This is a genomic window from Streptomyces sp. NBC_01750, from assembly GCF_035918095.1.
Lineage (GTDB): Bacteria > Actinomycetota > Actinomycetes > Streptomycetales > Streptomycetaceae > Streptomyces.
In genome coordinates, this window is sequence record NZ_CP109137.1 from 3,856,281 (window position 1) to 3,872,854 (window position 16,574).

16 protein-coding genes and 1 tRNA gene are annotated in these 16,574 nt (G+C 69.8%); 8 read left to right on the forward strand and 9 right to left on the reverse strand.

Annotated elements, in window-relative coordinates; translation table 11 throughout:
* Positions 1–27 precede the first annotated feature (27 nt).
* From OG966_RS17160 to galU, 7 genes are all read right to left on the reverse strand, one after another.
* Positions 28–101: transfer RNA gene (locus tag OG966_RS17160), tRNA-Ala, on the reverse strand.
* A gap of 100 nt (positions 102–201) precedes the next feature.
* A complete protein-coding gene (gene sepX, locus OG966_RS17165; protein WP_326650544.1) occupies positions 202–1,311 on the reverse strand; it encodes a divisome protein SepX/GlpR in 1,110 nt (369 codons plus the stop codon).
* A gap of 136 nt (positions 1,312–1,447) precedes the next feature.
* Entirely contained in the window at positions 1,448–2,059 is a 612-nt protein-coding gene (locus OG966_RS17170; protein ID WP_326650545.1) for a GNAT family N-acetyltransferase, read from the reverse strand.
* Positions 2,060–2,076: 17 nt separating this feature from the next.
* Entirely contained in the window at positions 2,077–2,727 is a 651-nt protein-coding gene (locus OG966_RS17175; protein WP_326650546.1) for a MogA/MoaB family molybdenum cofactor biosynthesis protein, read from the reverse strand.
* Positions 2,724–3,203 (reverse strand): cyclic pyranopterin monophosphate synthase MoaC, encoded by a 480-nt coding sequence (moaC, locus tag OG966_RS17180; RefSeq protein ID WP_326650547.1) that lies wholly within the window; start codon positions 3,201–3,203, stop codon positions 2,724–2,726. Before moaC ends, OG966_RS17175 begins: the two co-directional genes overlap by 4 nt.
* A 70-nt stretch (positions 3,204–3,273) precedes the next feature.
* On the reverse strand, positions 3,274–4,575 hold the full coding sequence (gene glp / locus OG966_RS17185) for a molybdotransferase-like divisome protein Glp (protein WP_326650548.1): 1,302 nt from the start codon (positions 4,573–4,575) through the stop codon (positions 3,274–3,276).
* A 4-nt stretch (positions 4,576–4,579) separates the two neighbouring features.
* The gene (gene galU, locus OG966_RS17190; RefSeq protein WP_326650550.1) at positions 4,580–5,482 is read right to left on the reverse strand and encodes a UTP--glucose-1-phosphate uridylyltransferase GalU; all 903 of its coding nucleotides are present in this window, start codon (positions 5,480–5,482) and stop codon (positions 4,580–4,582) included.
* 95 nt (positions 5,483–5,577) lie between these two features.
* Here galU and OG966_RS17195 point away from each other — a divergent pair, with 95 nt between their 5' ends.
* Positions 5,578–6,171 (forward strand): 5-formyltetrahydrofolate cyclo-ligase, encoded by a 594-nt coding sequence (locus OG966_RS17195; RefSeq protein WP_326650551.1) that lies wholly within the window; start codon positions 5,578–5,580, stop codon positions 6,169–6,171.
* On the opposite strand, the gene OG966_RS17200 is transcribed toward OG966_RS17195, so the two are convergent.
* On the reverse strand, positions 6,161–8,896 hold the full coding sequence (locus OG966_RS17200; protein WP_326650553.1) for a penicillin acylase family protein: 2,736 nt from the start codon (positions 8,894–8,896) through the stop codon (positions 6,161–6,163). The genes OG966_RS17195 and OG966_RS17200 overlap by 11 nt on opposite strands.
* 217 nt (positions 8,897–9,113) lie before the next feature.
* On the opposite strand from OG966_RS17200, the gene OG966_RS17205 reads away from it, so the two are divergent.
* The 6 genes from OG966_RS17205 to mscL all read left to right on the forward strand — a co-directional run bounded on the left by OG966_RS17205 (position 9,114) and on the right by mscL (position 14,950).
* Positions 9,114–10,637, forward strand: a complete 1,524-nt coding sequence (locus OG966_RS17205; protein ID WP_326655254.1) for a potassium/proton antiporter — start codon at positions 9,114–9,116, stop codon at positions 10,635–10,637.
* Between the two features lie 263 nt (positions 10,638–10,900).
* A complete protein-coding gene (locus OG966_RS17210) occupies positions 10,901–12,163 on the forward strand; it encodes an MFS transporter (RefSeq protein WP_406731674.1) in 1,263 nt (420 codons plus the stop codon).
* A gap of 68 nt (positions 12,164–12,231) precedes the next feature.
* The gene (locus OG966_RS17215) at positions 12,232–12,597 is read left to right on the forward strand and encodes an FmdB family zinc ribbon protein (RefSeq protein WP_326650556.1); all 366 of its coding nucleotides are present in this window, start codon (positions 12,232–12,234) and stop codon (positions 12,595–12,597) included.
* Between the two features lie 128 nt (positions 12,598–12,725).
* Entirely contained in the window at positions 12,726–13,577 is an 852-nt protein-coding gene (locus tag OG966_RS17220) for an S-methyl-5'-thioadenosine phosphorylase (protein ID WP_326650557.1), read from the forward strand.
* Between the two features lie 152 nt (positions 13,578–13,729).
* Positions 13,730–14,344, forward strand: a complete 615-nt coding sequence (locus OG966_RS17225; RefSeq protein WP_326650558.1) for a hypothetical protein — start codon at positions 13,730–13,732, stop codon at positions 14,342–14,344.
* Positions 14,345–14,485: 141 nt separating this feature from the next.
* Positions 14,486–14,950 carry a large conductance mechanosensitive channel protein MscL gene (gene mscL, locus OG966_RS17230; protein ID WP_326650559.1) on the forward strand — a complete coding sequence of 155 codons (465 nt, stop codon included), beginning with the start codon at positions 14,486–14,488 and terminating at the stop codon, positions 14,948–14,950.
* A gap of 7 nt (positions 14,951–14,957) precedes the next feature.
* Here mscL and OG966_RS17235 read toward each other — a convergent pair whose 3' ends face one another.
* Entirely contained in the window at positions 14,958–15,164 is a 207-nt protein-coding gene (locus OG966_RS17235; protein ID WP_326650560.1) for a hypothetical protein, read from the reverse strand.
* Positions 15,165–15,361: 197 nt separating this feature from the next.
* On the opposite strand from OG966_RS17235, the gene OG966_RS17240 reads away from it, so the two are divergent.
* Positions 15,362–16,519 carry a P1 family peptidase gene (locus OG966_RS17240; RefSeq protein ID WP_326650561.1) on the forward strand — a complete coding sequence of 386 codons (1,158 nt, stop codon included), beginning with the start codon at positions 15,362–15,364 and terminating at the stop codon, positions 16,517–16,519.
* Positions 16,520–16,574: the final 55 nt, after the last annotated feature.

A 16,574-nucleotide genomic window follows, 5' to 3' on the forward strand; every position in this document is an offset into this window, starting at 1 on the left:
GGCGAACCCGCGAACGGCCCGTTGTTGTGGACCTGTGGGGATTTGAACCCCAGACCCCCTCGATGCGAACGAGGTGCGCTACCAGACTGCGCCACAGGCCCTTGCAACGAGTGAAACCTTAGCACCCCCATTGGGGTGCTTGGAAATCCGTTCCCTCGCTGGTCACGGAAGCACGCCGGCGGAGCCGGGACGCGTCCGCGCTCACTCGTTGGCGGCGCGCGGCCGGTCCTCTTCCGCGTACTGGTCGAAGAGCGGCGTGCGGCCGCGGTCGCGGGCCCGGCGGGTCGAGGACGTCCGCTGGCGCGGAGGCGCGTCGGCCGCCGGCGCCGATTCCTGGGTCGGCTCCGCGGTCGAGGAGCGCGCCGAGCTCCAGGTCTCCGGGTCGCTGAAGTCCACGCCGCTCGTCGCGCGCGGAGCGACCGGAGCGGTGACGTACGTCGGCAACGGGACCGGGACCGGGTCCCAGCTGTCGCCGCGCGCCGGGCCGCGTTCGCGCTGCTGGTCGACCCACTCCGCGTGGTCCGTCTGCTCGACCAGCGCGCGGCGTCCTGCCTCCTGCGGGGAGAGCATGACGGCGGGGTCGGGCTCGGGGCGCGCCTCCTGCTCCTCGTCCCGCTCGACCGCGGACGCCGCCGCGGCCTGGTGCCGACGGGGACGGTTCTCGCGCAGTTGCTGCGCCGCGGCCTCTGCCCGGCGCCGGTCCATGGTGAACGCGAAGCGCCGCCGCTCCCGGCCGCGCAGATGCACGATGTACACGCTGAGGAGCACCGCCGGGAGGGCCGGGGCCCACAGGAAGCCGAGTCCGCCGACCGCGGCGACAATCGTGCCGAGTGTGAAGGCGAAGAAGAGGACCACCGTGGTGCGTCTGCGGCGGGCCAGGACCTTGGTACGGCGGGCACGCTCGGCGGCGGCGCCGTCCGGACGCGGACGCCGGGCCGCGGGGCGGGCCGACGGCCGGTGCTGGGCCTGGGGTGGCTCCGCCTGTGCGGGCACCGGACGGGCCGGGACGTCGAGCCGGGCTTCGGTACGGGCCGGGGGCATCGCGAAAGCCCGGACGTCCACGGAACTCAAACGGTCCGTGGCCGCGTCCGGGTCCACGTCGGACCCCGGCTCCTCGGCCGTGCGCTCTCGCAGCTCCTTGGCGTACCGGCGCTCCATTGCCCCGCGCCCGGACAGCAGCCGGATGGCGGTGGAGAAGCGTTCCGTCGGACGGGCTTCATTGAGCTCGTCCTGCCTGCGGAGCCACATCGGCACCAAGTAGGCGGCCCAGGCCCCGACGATGACTGCGTAGATGAGGCCACTGCTACTCACGCTTCACACCGTAGAGGGCTTCTCGCGAGGGCATCCGCCAATTGGCCCGGTGTGTCGCACGATCTGGCTGATATCACGGACTTTTTTTGTGATTGTTCAGATCAGGTCATGGCCGACGGCGATCAATTTCGAACACTTATTTTATTTCCCGTGGCGTTCCGGGTCGTGCCTGGTGCCAGCGGCGCAGCAGTCCCTCCGGCACCTCCTCGGCCGTGAGCGCGAAGACCAGATGGTCCCGCCACGCACCATCGATGTGGAGGTAACGGGGGCGCAGACCCTCGTCGCGGAATCCGAGTTTCTCCACGACCCGGCGGCTGGGGACGTTTTCCGGGCGAATGCAGACTTCGATGCGGTGCAGTCCGACCGTACGGAAGCAGTGGTCGACGGCGAGGGCGACAGACGTCGGCATGACGCCGCGGCCCGCCACCTCCCGGTCGACCCAGTAGCCGACATGCCCCGAACACATCGAGCCCCAGGTGATTCCGGCGACCGTCAGCTGACCGGCGAGCTGTCCCCGGTATTCGATGACGAAGGGCAGCATCCGGCCGGCGTTGGCCTCGGCGCGCAGATGGCGGACCATCTGACGGTAGGTGGGACGCTGGGCGGCCGGGCCGCCGGGGGCGGGTGGCGGAATCGTCGCCTCCCAGGGCCGCAGCCAGTCGCGGTTGCGCCGGTTGACCTCGCGCCAGACCCGCTGGTCGCGCAGCTTTATCGGACGAAGGGCGATATCGCCGTCCGCCAGGATCACCGGCCAGAACGGGGCGTTCAGCTTGAGCTCCTGGGGGTCCCCCCGGACGGAGTCCGGGGGATGGGTCTGGGGTGGTCTCCACCGCGGATCTGTTCGACGGCGTGAATCAGGAGCTTCTCCAGTACGGCGAGTCCGTCGCGTACTCCGCCCGTGGAGCCTGGGAGGTTGACGATCAGGGTGCGGCCGGCGACACCGGCGAGGCCACGGGACAGGGCCGCGGTGGGCACCTTCTCGCGTCCGTACGCGCGGATAGCCTCGGGGATGCCGGGGATCTCGTGGTCCAGTACGCGGGCGGTGACGTCGGGCGTCCGGTCGGTGGGCGAGATGCCGGTGCCGCCGGTGGTGAGGATGACGTCGTACGCGGCGGCGACCCCGTCCCGCAGGGCCTGCCCGACGGGGTCGCCGTCCGGCACGACCCGGGGGCCTTCGACCTGGAAGCCGAGCGCTGCCAGGCCCTCGGCGAGGATCGGGCCGCCCTTGTCGGCGTAGACCCCGGCGGAGGCACGGTTCGACGCCGTCACGACAAGGGCCCGGTACGGCGCGGCCGGCTCGCCGCCGGTCGCGTCGGCGGCGGTCGCGTCGAGGCCGACGGCTTCCGGGCCGGCGGCCTCGGGGCCGGGCCCGTGGCTGTGGCCGTACACCTCTCCGGCCCGCGGCGCCGGGCTCATGGGCGGATCCAGTCGCCGGACTTGCCGCCCGTCTTCTCCTCGACCCGCACGTCGCTGATGACCGCCGCCTTGTCCACGGCCTTGACCATGTCGACGACGGTGAGCGCGGCGACCGATACCGCCGTCAGGGCCTCCATCTCGACTCCTGTGCGATCCGTCGTCTTCACCGTCGCGATGATCTCGACGGCGTCGTCCGCGACCTTCAGATCGAGTTTCACGCCGGAAACCGCGAGCGGGTGGCAGAGCGGGATCAGATCGGGAGTGCGCTTGGCGCCCATGATGCCCGCGATACGAGCCGTGGCGAGAGCGTCGCCCTTGGGGACGCCCTCACCCCGCAGCAGCTCCACGACCTGCGGTGATACCAGGACCCTGCCGCTGGCGCGGGCGGTACGTGAGGTGACGTCCTTCCCGGAGACGTCGACCATGCGGGCCGCCCCCGCCTCGTCGATGTGCGTCAGCCTGTCGTGCGTGCTCATTGGTGCGGCGCTCCCGGTCCGGGCCTTCACGGCCTGTGTGGGCAGACACGGTACCGCCACCGCACACAGGTCACCCGATGAGGACCACTTCCATCTCCGCGCCGGGCTCGACCGAGGTGTCGGACTCCGGGACGACGATCAGGCAGTCGGCATGGGCGAGGGCCGCGATCAGATGGGAGCCGGAGCCGCCGACCGGGGAGACGGTGCCCGATTCGGGGTCGTACGCACCCCGCAGGAACTGCCGCTTGCCGGAGGGGGACGACAGGGCCTTGTCGGCCTTGAGCGCGGCGCGGACCTTCGGCCGGTGGACGTCCTTCAGGCCCATCAGGGCCCGGATCGCGGGACGTACGAACAGTTCGAAGGAGACGTAGGACGAGACCGGATTGCCCGGCAGCGCCAGCAGCGGGGTGTGCTCGTGGCCGATCGAACCGAAGCCCTGCGGCTTGCCGGGCTGCATGGCGAGCTTGCGGAAGTCGATCCCACTGCCCGGCACGTCCTCGTCACCCACGGACGAGAGGGCTTCCTTGACCACGTCGTACGCGCCGACGCTGACACCGCCCGTCGTGACCAGCAGATCGGCGCGGATCAGCTGGTCCTCGATGGTGGCGCGCAGGGTCTCCGCGTCATCCGCGACCGCGCCCACCCGGTAGGAGAGGGCGCCCGCGTCACGTGCGGCGGCGCACAGCGCGAAGCTGTTGGAGTCATAGATCTGGCCCTCGCCCAACCGCTCGCCGGGCTGGATCAGTTCGCTGCCGGTGGAGAGCACGACGACGCGGGGGCGTGGCCGTACGCGCACGGAGCCGCGGCCGATCGCGGCGAGCAGTCCGATCTGCGGCGGGCCGAGGACCGTGCCCTCCTCCAGCGCCAGATCGCCCGCCTGGACGTCGCTGCCACGCGTGCGCACATGGGCCCCTGCCTCGACCGGGCGGTGGACGCGGACCTCGCCGCTCGCGCCCTCGGGGGCCTCGCCGGCCGGGCGCATCGTGGTGGCCGCTCCGCCGCCCGTACCGCCGTCGGTCCACTCGACGGGGACGACCGCCTCCGCGCCGGGCGGCAGCGGGGCGCCGGTCATGATGCGCGCGGCCTGGCCGGGGCCGACCGTGGGCAGGCCGCCGCCGCCGGCCGCCACATCGCCGATGACCGTGAGGACGGCCGGGAACTCCTCGGTGGCTCCCGATACATCCGCCGTACGGACCGCGTACCCGTCCATGGAGCTGTTGTCGAAGGGTGGCAGGGCAACCTGCACCGTGACGTCCTCGACGAGAACGCAGCCCTGGGCGTCGGGCAGTTGCAGCTCGATCGGGTCCAGCGGACGGATCGCGCCGAGGATGTCCTCCAGATGGTCGTCCACCGACCAGATCGTGCTGCTCACGGTGCTACATCTCCTCGGTCACATAACTGCGAAGCCAGGTCCGGAACTCCGGGCCCAGGTCTTCACGTTCGCACGCGAGTCTGACAATTGCCCGCAAGTAGTCGCCACGATCGCCGGTGTCATAGCGGCGGCCCTTGAAAACGACGCCATGCACCGGGCCGCCCACCTTCTCGTCCTCGGCGAGTTTCTCGAGGGCGTCGGTGAGCTGGATCTCGTTGCCGCGGCCCGGCTCGGTCTCCCGGAGTATCTCGAAAACCGCGGGATCCAGGACATAGCGGCCGATGATGGCGAGGTTGCTCGGCGCTTCGGACGGGTCGGGCTTCTCGACCAGCTTCGTCACCCTGACCACGTCGGACTCGCCGGTGGCCTCGACGGCCGCGCAGCCGTACAGATGGATCTGGGCGGGATCGACCTCCATCAGCGCGATGACGCTGCCGCCCTCCCGCTCCTGGATCTCGACCATGCGGGCGAGCAGCGGGTCGCGCGGGTCGATCAGGTCGTCGCCGAGGAGTACCGCGAAGGGCTGGTCGCCTACGTGCGGGGCGGCGCACAGCACGGCGTGGCCGAGGCCGCGCGGGTCGCCCTGGCGCACATAGTGCATGGTGGCGAGATCGCTCGACTCCTGCACCTTCGCCAGACGTTCGGCGTCGCCCTTGCGGGTGAGCGCGCTCTCCAGCTCGTAGTTGCGGTCGAAGTGGTCCTCGAGCGGGCGCTTGTTGCGACCTGTGATCATGAGTACGTCGGAGAGACCGGCCGCGACCGCCTCCTCGACGACGTACTGGATCGCAGGCTTGTCGACGACAGGCAGCATCTCTTTGGGAGTGGCTTTCGTGGCAGGCAGGAACCGGGTTCCGAGGCCTGCGGCAGGGATGACAGCCTTGCTGATCCTGGGGTGCGACTGAGTCATGCGCTTCACACTATCCGGTGAGATTGGGCTGAAGATGAGGCTCCGGTTAACTTCCTGCTCATAAAGGCGTATACGAGAGGTTCCTGAGAAACGCAATGAGCGGCGACTTGTCCCGAAAGAGTGCGGTACGACGTGAACTCCTCGACGCCCGGGGCCTTCTGTCCACTGAGGACGTCCAGGAGGCCGCGGCGGTTCTCGCGCGACAGGCTCTGAATCTCCCGGAATTGACCGAGGCGGGCACGGTTGCCGCATATGTCTCGGTGGGGCGCGAGCCCGGCACGCGGGCGCTGCTCGACGCGCTGCGCGAGCGGGGAGCACGCGTCCTGCTGCCGGTCCTGAAGGCGGACAACGATCTGGACTGGGGCGAGTACAGAGGCGCGGAGCATCTGGTGCGCGCGGGCCGCGGGCTGCTGGAGCCGGACGGCCAGCGGCTGGGCGTGGACGCCGTACTGGAGGCGGATGCCGTGCTCCTTCCGGGGCTCGCGGTGGACTCGCGCGGTATGCGACTCGGCCGCGGCGGCGGTTCGTACGACCGAGTCCTCTCCCGGCTCGCGGCGGCCGGCGCCGACCCCGCACTGGTGGTTCTGCTGTACGCGAACGAGGTGCTCGCACGGGTCCCGGAGGAACCGCACGACCACCCCGTACACGCCGTGGTGACGCCCACGGCCGTCAGGCGTTTTACGGAGTGAGCTTGAGGGTGTCGACGGTCTTCGCCTTCACGGCCGCGTCACCGTAGGCCCAGTCGAGCAGCTCACCCTTCGCCCACTTGTCCGTCTGGTCGGTGTAGTGCGCGCTGTACGCGTGCCCCGACGCACCGCTCAGACTGATCCAGCGGGACTTGTCCCAGTCACCGACGTTGACGACCATCCGCATCGACGGCACCCAGATGACTCCGTAGCCGCCGGCCGCGTTCCAGCCGGTGGCGTTGACCGCCGCCTCGCCGCCGCCCAGGTTCCACGGACCGCGGTTGAGCACGAACTGCAGGAAGCCGGGACCCTCGGTACCGAGGGTCTGGTTCTTCAGCGTCAGCTGGTGCAGCCTGCCCCAGCTCCAGCTGGAGGCGTCCTTGCCGAGCTCGGCCGTCAGCTCCCAGCGGGCGTCCTCCATGGCCCGGGCGAGCAGCTCGTCCCGGGTGGTGGTGGCCTTGTCCGTACGGCTGGCCGGGGACTGCCACCACTCGTTCTTCTCGTCCTCGAGGATCCTGCGTACGACCTCGTACCAGCGGTCGCCGCCGTCCGGCTGCGCCGACTCGGTGTCCCGCTGGCCGCACTCCCGCACCCGCTCGCTGAGCTGGTCGTCCGGGGCCGAGCTGTCGGCCGGGCGGACGCTCATGCACTCCCCCTCGACCCGCAGCTCCTTGGGCAGCTTGTTGCCGAAGGCGAGCTTGAGGACATTGCGCCAGACCCCGTTGAAGTACGCGGCGGCACCGGAGTCCGGCTCCTGGGTGTAGTCCCAGCCCTCCAGCAGCTTCTGGGCCTCGCGGACGTAGCTGTCCGAGACATCGATCTTGAGCAGGTAGGGCGTCAGCAGCTTGGCGATCTCGCTGCTGTTGTCCATCTGCATGGTGCGCATGTCTTCGGTCGAGATCTTCCCGCCGCCCTGGATCTTCGACTCGATGAGGTCGTTGATCCGCTGGCTGCGGGCGCCGTACCCGTAGTCCTTGGTCAGCAGGTACGGGTACTTCTTCGCATCGATCACCGACTGGTTGGCGGTGACGATGTAGCCGCGCTCGGGGTTGTACTCGTACGGCAGCTCATCGAAGGGGATGTAGCGCTTCCACTTGTACCGGGGGTCCCACCCGGGAGCGGGCTTTGTGCCGTCGCCCTCGGCTCGGACCGGGATCCTGCCGGGAGCCTGGTAGCCGATATTGCCCTTGACGTCGGCGTAGACGAGGTTCTGCGAGGGGACCTCGAAGTTCTTGGCTGCCGCGCGGAAGGAGTTGAAGTCCTTGGCGCGGTTGAGCTCGAAGACCGCGTCCATGGACTTGCCGGGCTGCAGCGCGGTCCACTGGAGCGCGACGGCGTATCCGGCGCCACGGTCAGGGGCGGGGGCGGCCTTCGGGACAGGGGCCTTCTCGCCTACCTGCTCCAGCTCGCTGCTGCGGTCGGAGACCAACGGGCCGTGGCCGGTGGAGCGCACCGTGATCGTCTTGGCGGAGCCGCCCGCGACCTTGATGACCTCCTGGCGGGTCTTCAGCGCCTTCTCCTCGTTGCCCACCTGGTAGCGGTCGCCGCTGAGCTTCTCGAGGTAGAGGTCGGTGACGTCGGCACCGAGATTGGTGAAGCCCCAGGCGATGTCCTGGTTGTGACCGATGATCACGCCGGGCAGGCCGGAGAAGGTGTAGCCGGCGGTGTCGTACTGGCAGGTGGCCGAGACGGTCCGGCAGTGCAGGCCCATCTGGTACCAGAGGGAGGGCAGCGACGGCGCGAGATGCGGGTCGTTGGCCAGCATCGGCTTGTTGGTCGTCGTGTACGCGCCGGAGACGACCCAGGAGTTGGATCCGATGCCGTTGCCGCTGGGGCCCAGCAGAGCGGGGATCGTGTCGAGGGTTTTGGAGAGCGCGGAGAGCTGGGAGTTGAGGCCCTGGGCGGCGTCCGCCGCGCTGTTCCCGCTGCCGCCGCCGGAGGCGCCGGACGGCTTGGCTGCCGGGTCGAACTTGCCGGTCGCGGGGTCTATACCGCCCTTGGCGACGATCGGCTTGTTCCGGTCGTACGGATAGGCCGGATACAGGTCCTTGATCTGCTTGTCGCTGAGCCTGCTCGTCAGCAGCGAGCGGTCGATCTCGTCCTGCATATTGCCGCGCAGGTCCCAGGCCATCGCCTTGAGCCAGGCCACCGAGTCGACGGGCGTCCACTTCTCGGGCTTGTAGTCGTTGCTGAAGGCAAGGGCGGCGTACTCGACCGAAAGGTCCTTGCCCTCGCGGCCCTTGAGGTAGCCGTTGACACCGTCCGCGTACGCCTGGAGGTACTTCTTGGTCTCGGGCGTGAGGAGGGTGTCGTACTCCTTCTGCGCCACCTGGCGCCAGCCGAGAGTACGCAGGAACGCGTCCGTCTCGACCTGTCCGGAGCCGAACATTTCGGAGAGCCGGCCGGCCGTCATATGGCGGCGGACGTCCATCTCCCAGAAGCGGTCCTGCGCCTGGACGAAGCCCTGGGCGCGGAACAGGTCTTCGTCACTGTCCGCGTAGATCTGCGGGATGCCGTAGTTGTCCCGTCTGACCTCGACCGGGCCGGAGAGGCCGTCGAGTTTGACCGTGCCGTTGGTCTGCGGGAACGAGGCGCGCACGGTGCTGATGCTCCAGTACGTCCCATATCCGACACCCGCGACAAGCGCCAGCACCAGGACGATCACGAGCAGGCGAGCGCGTCGCCCCTTCTTCTTCTTGGGGGAAGAGGCGGTTGTGTTGGCGGGCATCGCTGTCCTTCGAGGCGCAGGCTGGTCCTGGGGTGCTGGAGCAACCATAGGCGCAGCGCTCCGGCGGTCCGGACGCGGTATCCGTAAGGCAGCGGCCGGACGCCCTCTCGTACGAATGATCGACCCGTCAAGGAAACGTTAAAGATTAGGTAAGGTAACGAAGTGTCGCCGGCCGGAGGAGCGATCCGGCCCGAAGGCGCGAGGGAAGGATCGGCCACTGAGTGTCCACCAGCTCAATGAACTCCTGCTCATCTGCTCGCTCGTTCTGCTCATCGCCGTCGCGGCGGTACGCATCTCGTCCCGCAGTGGGCTCCCCAGCCTGCTGCTGTATCTCGGGATCGGGATCGCGATCGGGCAGGACGGCATCTTCGACGTCAGGTTCGACGACGCCGAACTGACGCAGGTGATCGGCTATGCCGCGCTTGTGGTGATCCTGGCCGAGGGCGGCCTGGCCACCAAGTGGAAGGAGATCAAACCCGCGTTGCCCGCGGCGGTCGTGCTGTCGACCGTCGGCGTCGCGGTGAGTGTGGGCATCACGGCGGCCGGAGCGCACTATCTGGTCGGGCTCGAATGGCGGCAGGCGCTCATCATCGGCGCGGTCGTGTCCTCGACGGACGCCGCGGCGGTCTTCTCGGTACTGCGCAAGGTGCCGCTGCCGTCCCGGGTGACCGGTGTGCTGGAGGCCGAGTCGGGCTTCAACGATGCCCCCGTGGTCATCCTGGTGATGGCCTTCTCCACGCCAGGACCCATCGACGACTGGTACGTACTGGTCGGGAAGATCACGCTGGAGCTGGCGATCGGCGCGGCCATCGGGCTCGCGACGGGCTGGCTGGGCGCGTTCGGGCTGCGGCATGTGGCGCTGCCCGCCTCGGGCCTGTACCCGATCGCGGTGATGGCGATCGCGGTGGTGGCGTACGCGGCCGGCGCCATGGCGCACGGCAGTGGCTTCCTCGCCGTCTATCTCGCCTCGATGGTGCTCGGGAACTCCAAGCTGCCGCACGCGCCGGCGAACCGCGGCTTCGCGGAGGGCCTCGGCTGGATCGCGCAGATCGGCATGTTCGTCCTGCTCGGGCTGCTGGTGACGCCGCACGAGCTGCTCGTCGACTTCTGGCCCGCGGTAGTGGTCGGCCTGGTCCTGACCATGGTGGCGCGGCCGCTGGAGGTCTTCATCAGCCTGCTGCCGTTCCGCATCCCATGGCAGGAGCAGGTGCTCATGTCATGGGCGGGACTGCGCGGCGCCGTGCCCATCATTCTCGCCACCATCCCGCTGGTCACCTCCATCGAGGGCAGCGACCGGGTTTTCAACATCGTCTTCGTGCTGGTCGTCGTCTACACCCTGGTCCAAGGACCGACGCTGCCCTGGCTGGCGAAGGCCCTGCGGCTCGGCGGCCCGTCCGACGCCGCCGATCTGGGCATCGAGTCGGCGCCGCTGGAGCGGCTGCGCGGGCATCTGCTGTCGGTGGCGATCCCGAAGGGTTCGAAGATGCACGGCGTGGAGGTCGCGGAGCTGCGGCTGCCGGCCGGCTCGGCGGTCACCCTGGTCGTACGCGAAGGGAAGAGCTTCGTACCGCTGCCCTCCACCGTGCTGCGGCGGGGTGACGAGCTGATGGTGGTGGCGACGGATCCGGTGCGGGACGCCGCGGAGCGGCGGCTGCGGGCGGTCGGACAGGGCGGAAAGCTTGCCGACTGGCTGGGGACGGATGGAAACGCCGGAGGAAGATCCACAGGGAGATCCGCCTAATCGCAGGCAGATCTTGGAATGTGTGGGCCACTTCCCAGGCACGAATCGAATATGCCCTGTAGCATCAAGGCACACTGATCGACCAACTCTGCCTGACGCAGAGCTGGCGCGACCGTATGGCGGCCGCGGAGCCCCCTCAGTGGGCCCCGGTATCTACCGCAGTTCAGCGCAAGAGGACAGCTCTCGGCGGCTCCGTCGCGTCTCGTACCACAAGTACGACGCGCACCAGGGAAGCGCTACCAGGCGGCAGAAAGGCACGGACCGTGGCATCCACGGTCAACAACCGTCCTGGATACGGGCAGCTCCTGCGCACACCCGGCGCCTGGACATTCCTGCTCCCCGGCTTCCTGGCGCGGCAGCCCTTCGCGATGCTGACCATCGGCATCGTCCTGCTGGTGCAGCACACCACCGGTTCGTACGGCAGCGCCGGCGCCGTCGCCGCCTTCACCGGCGTCTCCATGGCGCTCTTCGCGCCGCAGAGCGGCAAGCTCGCGGACCGTCTCGGGCAGCGGGCCGTACTGCTGCCCGGCGTGCTCGCGCACGCCGCTTCCGTGTCCGCGCTGACGGCGCTCGCACTGGCACAGGCGCCCCTGTGGGCTCTGTTCGTCGCCGCCGTGCCCGCGGGTGCTTCCGTACCGCAGGTCGGACCAATGGTGCGGGCCCGCTGGGCGGCCACGCTGGATGGTTCGCCACTGATGTCGACGGCGGCCGCCTTCGAGTCCGTGACGGACGAGTTCACCTTCGTCGTCGGACCGGTGCTCGTGACAGCGCTGTGCACCGGTGTGCACCCGGCGGCCGGCCTGATCGCCGAGGCGACGCTGACGCTCGCCGGCGGTCTGTTCTTCGCCGCTCAGAGCGGCACGCAGCCTGCGGTACGGCCCAGGGCGACGGCCGCCGAACCGCACGCGTCCGCGCTCTCCGTCCCGGGGGTGCGGGTGCTGGCCGTGGCCTTCCTCGGCATCGGTTCGGTCTTCGGTGGAATGCAGGTTTCGCTGACCGCCTTCGCCGAGGAGATCGGCAACCCCGGCGCCAACGGACTTCTGTACGGGATCTTCGCGGCCGGCAACATGCTGGCCGGCATCGCCTGTGGTGCCATCGCGTGGAAGAGCGGCCCGCGGCGGCGGCTGGTGCTCGGCTACGCCGGGCTGGCTCTGGCGGCCTCGGCGCTGTGGGCGGTGCACTCCGTGGCGCTGCTGGCGGGGCTGGGACTGCTCGTCGGCCTCTGCATCGCGCCCGCCCTGATCAGCGGCTACACACTGGTCGAGTCGCTGGTGCCGGCTTCGGCCCGTACCGAGGCCTTCACCTGGCTGACGGGTGCCGTGGCGCTGGGCCAGGCGGCGGCCGTGACGGTGGCCGGGCGACTGGCCGACGCGAACGGCGCGAGCGCCGGATTCGTGGTACCGCTGGTGGGCACTGTGCTGGCATTCGTCACGCTCATTTCGCTCCGCTCGCGGCTGTCGCCGAAGGCCTCGGGGCGGATCGCGGCACGTGGGATGAGTCACCGCGTGCCGTTGACAGTGGACTGATCCAGCGGAATAGGTCACTATGGATCGTCGTTAGCACTCATTGAGTGAGAGTGCCAGGAGGAAGACAAGTGCCGACCTACCAGTACCAGTGCACCGAATGCGGCGAGGGCCTCGAGGCGGTGCAGAAGTTCACCGATGACGCCCTGACCGTGTGCCCCAGCTGTGATGGACGCCTGAAGAAGGTGTTCTCGGCGGTGGGCATTGTCTTCAAGGGATCCGGCTTCTACCGGAACGACAGCCGAGGTTCGTCCTCGAGCAGCTCGCCCTCGTCGACGCCTGCGTCCGCGAGCGCGAAGTCGTCCGACTCGAGCGCGAAGTCGTCGGACTCGAGCGCGAAGTCGTCGGACTCGAAGCCCGCCGCTTCGTCGTCCTCGACGTCGGCTTCCTCTTCGTCGGGCTCGTCGTCGAGCTCCAGCGGCAGCTCGGCCGCCTGACGCCGCTCCCCCGCCCGGCCCAGCCCGGCCGCTGTACGTGGCCCCGCGTCTGACGCCTGCTTTCCGGGACCCTGCCGTTGTGTACGGCGGGGTCCTTGGCGTTTTCGCGTACGGATAGTGTGATCGCCATGGCGACGAATGCGACCAACGCGACCGCAGAGATCGGTGTGATCGGCGGCTCGGGCTTCTACTCCTTCCTGGAGGACGTCACCGAGATCCAGGTGGACACCCCGTACGGCAGCCCCAGCGACTCGCTGCTACTCGGCGAGATCGCCGGGCGGCGGGTCGCCTTCCTGCCCCGGCACGGACGCGGCCACCATCTGCCGCCGCACCGCATCAACTACCGCGCCAATCTGTGGGCGCTCCGGTCGGTGGGCGTGGGACAGGTGCTGGGGCCGTGCGCCGTGGGCGGGCTGCGCCCGGAGTACGGTCCTGGGACGCTGCTCGTCCCCGACCAGTTCGTGGACCGTACGAAGGCACGTGCGCAGACCTACTACGACGGTCTGCCGTTGCCGGACGGGACCATCCCGAACGTGGTGCATGTGTCGCCTGCCGATCCGTACTGTCCCGAGGGGCGCAAGACGGTCCTCGCGTCCGCGCGCGGGCGGGACTGGGAGCCGGTGGACGGCGGGACACTGGTGGTGGTCGAGGGGCCGCGCTTCTCCACCCGGGCGGAGTCGCAGTGGCATGCGGCGATGGGCTGGTCGGTGGTCGGCATGACCGGGCACCCGGAGGCGGTCCTCGCCCGTGAACTGGGGCTCTGCTACACGTCGATGACGCTGGTGACGGACCTGGACGCCGGGGCCGAGACGGGCGAGGGCGTCTCCCAGGGAGACGTGATGAAGGTCTTCGCCGCAAGTGTCGACAGGCTGCGCACGGTGCTCTTCGACGCGGTTGCGGGGCTGCCGGCGGGTGAGACGCGGGACTGTCTCTGCTCGCATGCGCTGGACGGCATCGACACCGGACTTCAGCTGCCGTAGTTCTTCGGCCCGGCGCGGTCAAGCCCTCCTGCGGGTGAGGGAGTTGTCCACAGCGCGGGGGTCGTCCACAGGTGTCGGCGGGATGCGCGCGGAGAGTGGATGGTGAGGAGTGGTCAGCCCAACTCCACTCCTCACGGCAGGCGGTGTGTGTCATGTCGTTTCACCCTTCTTCCGTCCCTCCGCTTCCTCCCTCTCTCCCTTCTCCGTTTCCTCCTTCTCTCCATCCCTCTCCCCCTTCTCCTCCTTCTCCCTCTCCTCCCTCTTCCGCTCCGGCCCCGGAGCCCCTCGGCGTGCCGCCGTTCGCTCCGCTGCGGGTGCGGGGTGGGGCGCACCGCCTGCGGCGCGCGACGCTCCGGCGACGCCGTGCGATGGCGGCGGGGCTTGCCATGACGGCGGCGGCGCTTGCCGCTTCGGGTGCGCGGGGACCGGACAGCGGGGGCGCCGAGGCGTTGGCTGCCGCGCCCCAGCGCGAACGGCTGCCCGCCGCCGCGATGGTGTCCGCGCCGGTGCGAATCGCGGATGCCGCCACGGTCCGGCTGCTGCGCCCGGGAGACCGGGTGGATGTGATCGCCGCGGCCAACTCCCCTGTAGGGGAAGGGACTGCGGCGCGGGTGGTGGCGTCGGGCGTTCGTGTCACCAATGTCCCGGGACTGCGCGGGGCTTCTCCGGACAGCGGTGCGCTGATTGTCCTGTCGGTGCCACGCACCACCGCCGCGGCACTCGCGGGCGCGGGAGCGACATCGCGACTGGCGGTGACGGTGTACTGACTCGGAGTCGACACGAGCCGACGACCTGACGCACCGTCAGGCAATCTGTTCGCAGTGCGGATTGGACAGCACGACTACGCGCTGACGTAGGTTTCGGAACGTCTGGCTCCGTGTCCCGCACATGCGAAGAGAGGCTCAGTGGTGAGCGAGAAGAAGGTCAGCGTCCTGGAGGGCTTCAAGGCTTTCCTGATGCGCGGCAATGTCATCGACCTGGCCGTCGCCGTGGTCATCGGCGCGGCGTTCACCCAGATCGTGAACGCCGTGGTGAAGGGCGTCATCAATCCGCTGGTAGGCGCGTTCGGCACCAAGGATCTCGACTCCTACAGCTCCTGCCTGAAGGGCACCTGTGAAGTTGTGGACGGCGAGGTGGCCGGCATCAGGATCATGTGGGGGTCCGTGCTCGGCGCCACGCTCACCTTCCTGATCACAGCGGCCGTCGTCTACTTCCTGATGGTGCTGCCCATGTCCAAGTACCTGGCCAGGCGCGCCGCCCGGGAACGCGCCAAGGAAGGCGCGAAGGAAGTGGTCGAGCTGACCGAACTCGAGGTGCTGAAGGAGATCAGGGACGCGCTCGTTGCGCAGCGAGATTCGGGGCACGGCCGGTAGCCGCGGCTCAGATGTGGTGCGGCGGCTTCTCGTCGAGGAAACGCGCCAGCTCGGCGGCGCTGTCGCCGCTCGCGAGAGGCCGCTCGCCCCACCCGCGGTCCGTATCGTCCGAGGATTGCTGGTCCAGCGGATCGTCGAAGATCAGCTTCGGTTTCGGGGACTGCTGCCGCGGCTGCTCCGCATCACGCGGTCCGGGGGCGGGGGCGGTGCTCATACCTCCAGGGTACGGCGGCGGATGCGAGCGCGGGTACGGCGGCGGGGGCCCAAGGAGCGTGACCGGTCGCGGCACCGGTCGCGGCGACGGTCGACGCGGAAACGCCCACCGCCAGGATGGCGGCCGGGGCACCTGAGCGACGCCACGGGTCGGGACGTGGCCATGGCCGGGGCGCTGAGCCAAGTCCCGTGGTACGCATGGGCTTCATGGCAGCCAATGACGCACGGACGGACGGGACGGCAGACGTGCCGAGGAGCCCGCGGAGCGGCGGGACGACGGACGGACCGACGGACAGGCCGGCCGACGGGCTCACGCGCAAGCCCACGGGCGGCCTGACCGATGTGGCCGGCCTCCGGGTCGGGCACGCGCGCGTGCCGGGCGACCGCGCGCTCAGCGGTACCACCGTCGTCCTCGCGCCCGAGGGCGGGGCCATCGCCGCCGTCGACGTACGCGGCGGAGGCCCGGGCACCCGCGAGACCGACGCCCTCGACCCCCGCAACCTGGTCCAGCGCATCGAGGCCGTCGTACTGACCGGCGGCAGCGCGTACGGACTCGACTCCGCCGCCGGAGTGATGGCCTGGCTGGAGGAACGCGGACGCGGTGTACGGGTGGGGCCCGAGCCCCACCATGTCGTGCCCGTCGTACCCGCGGCCTGTGTCTTCGACCTGGGGCGCGGCGGCGACTGGCAGGCCCGCCCGGACGCATCGACCGGGCGCGCGGCGGTGGAGGCGGCGGCGGCCACCGAGAGCGGTGTGCCGTTCGAAGAGGGCGCTGTGGGCGCCGGTACCGGTGCGGTGGTGGGGCGGCTGAAGGGTGGGCTCGGCACGGCCAGCACCGTCCTCGGCTCCGGGGTCACCGTCGCCGCACTGGTCGTTGCGAACGCCGTGGGTTCGGTCATCGACCCGCTGACCGGTGTGCTGTACGGCCAGTATTTCGAAGGCCGCGTCGACTACCCGCCGGCCGAGGTCCACACGGCGGCGCGGCAACGGCTGGACGAGACGGGTCGGGCGAGCGGATGGCCTCCGCTGCCGCCACTGAACACCACACTCGCCGTCGTCGCGACCGACGCGGATCTGACCCGGGCCCAGGCGCAGAAGCTCGCGGGCACGGCGCACGACGGCATCGCACGCGCCGTACGCCCCGTCCATCTCCTCAACGACGGCGACACCGTCTTCACGCTCGCCACCGGCGTCGTCCCGCTCGACGCCACCAAACCCCTCGCCCTCAACGAGGTGCTCGCGGCGGGCGCGGACGTGGTGACCCGGGCAATCGTGCGGGCGGTTCTCGCGGCACGGAGCGTCGACGGACCCGGCGGCACCTTCCCTTCGTACCGGGACCTGTACGACATCGACTGACGTACAGGACAGCCGTGTTGGCCGGGAAGTCGGGAACTTCCCGCGTGCTCCCCTT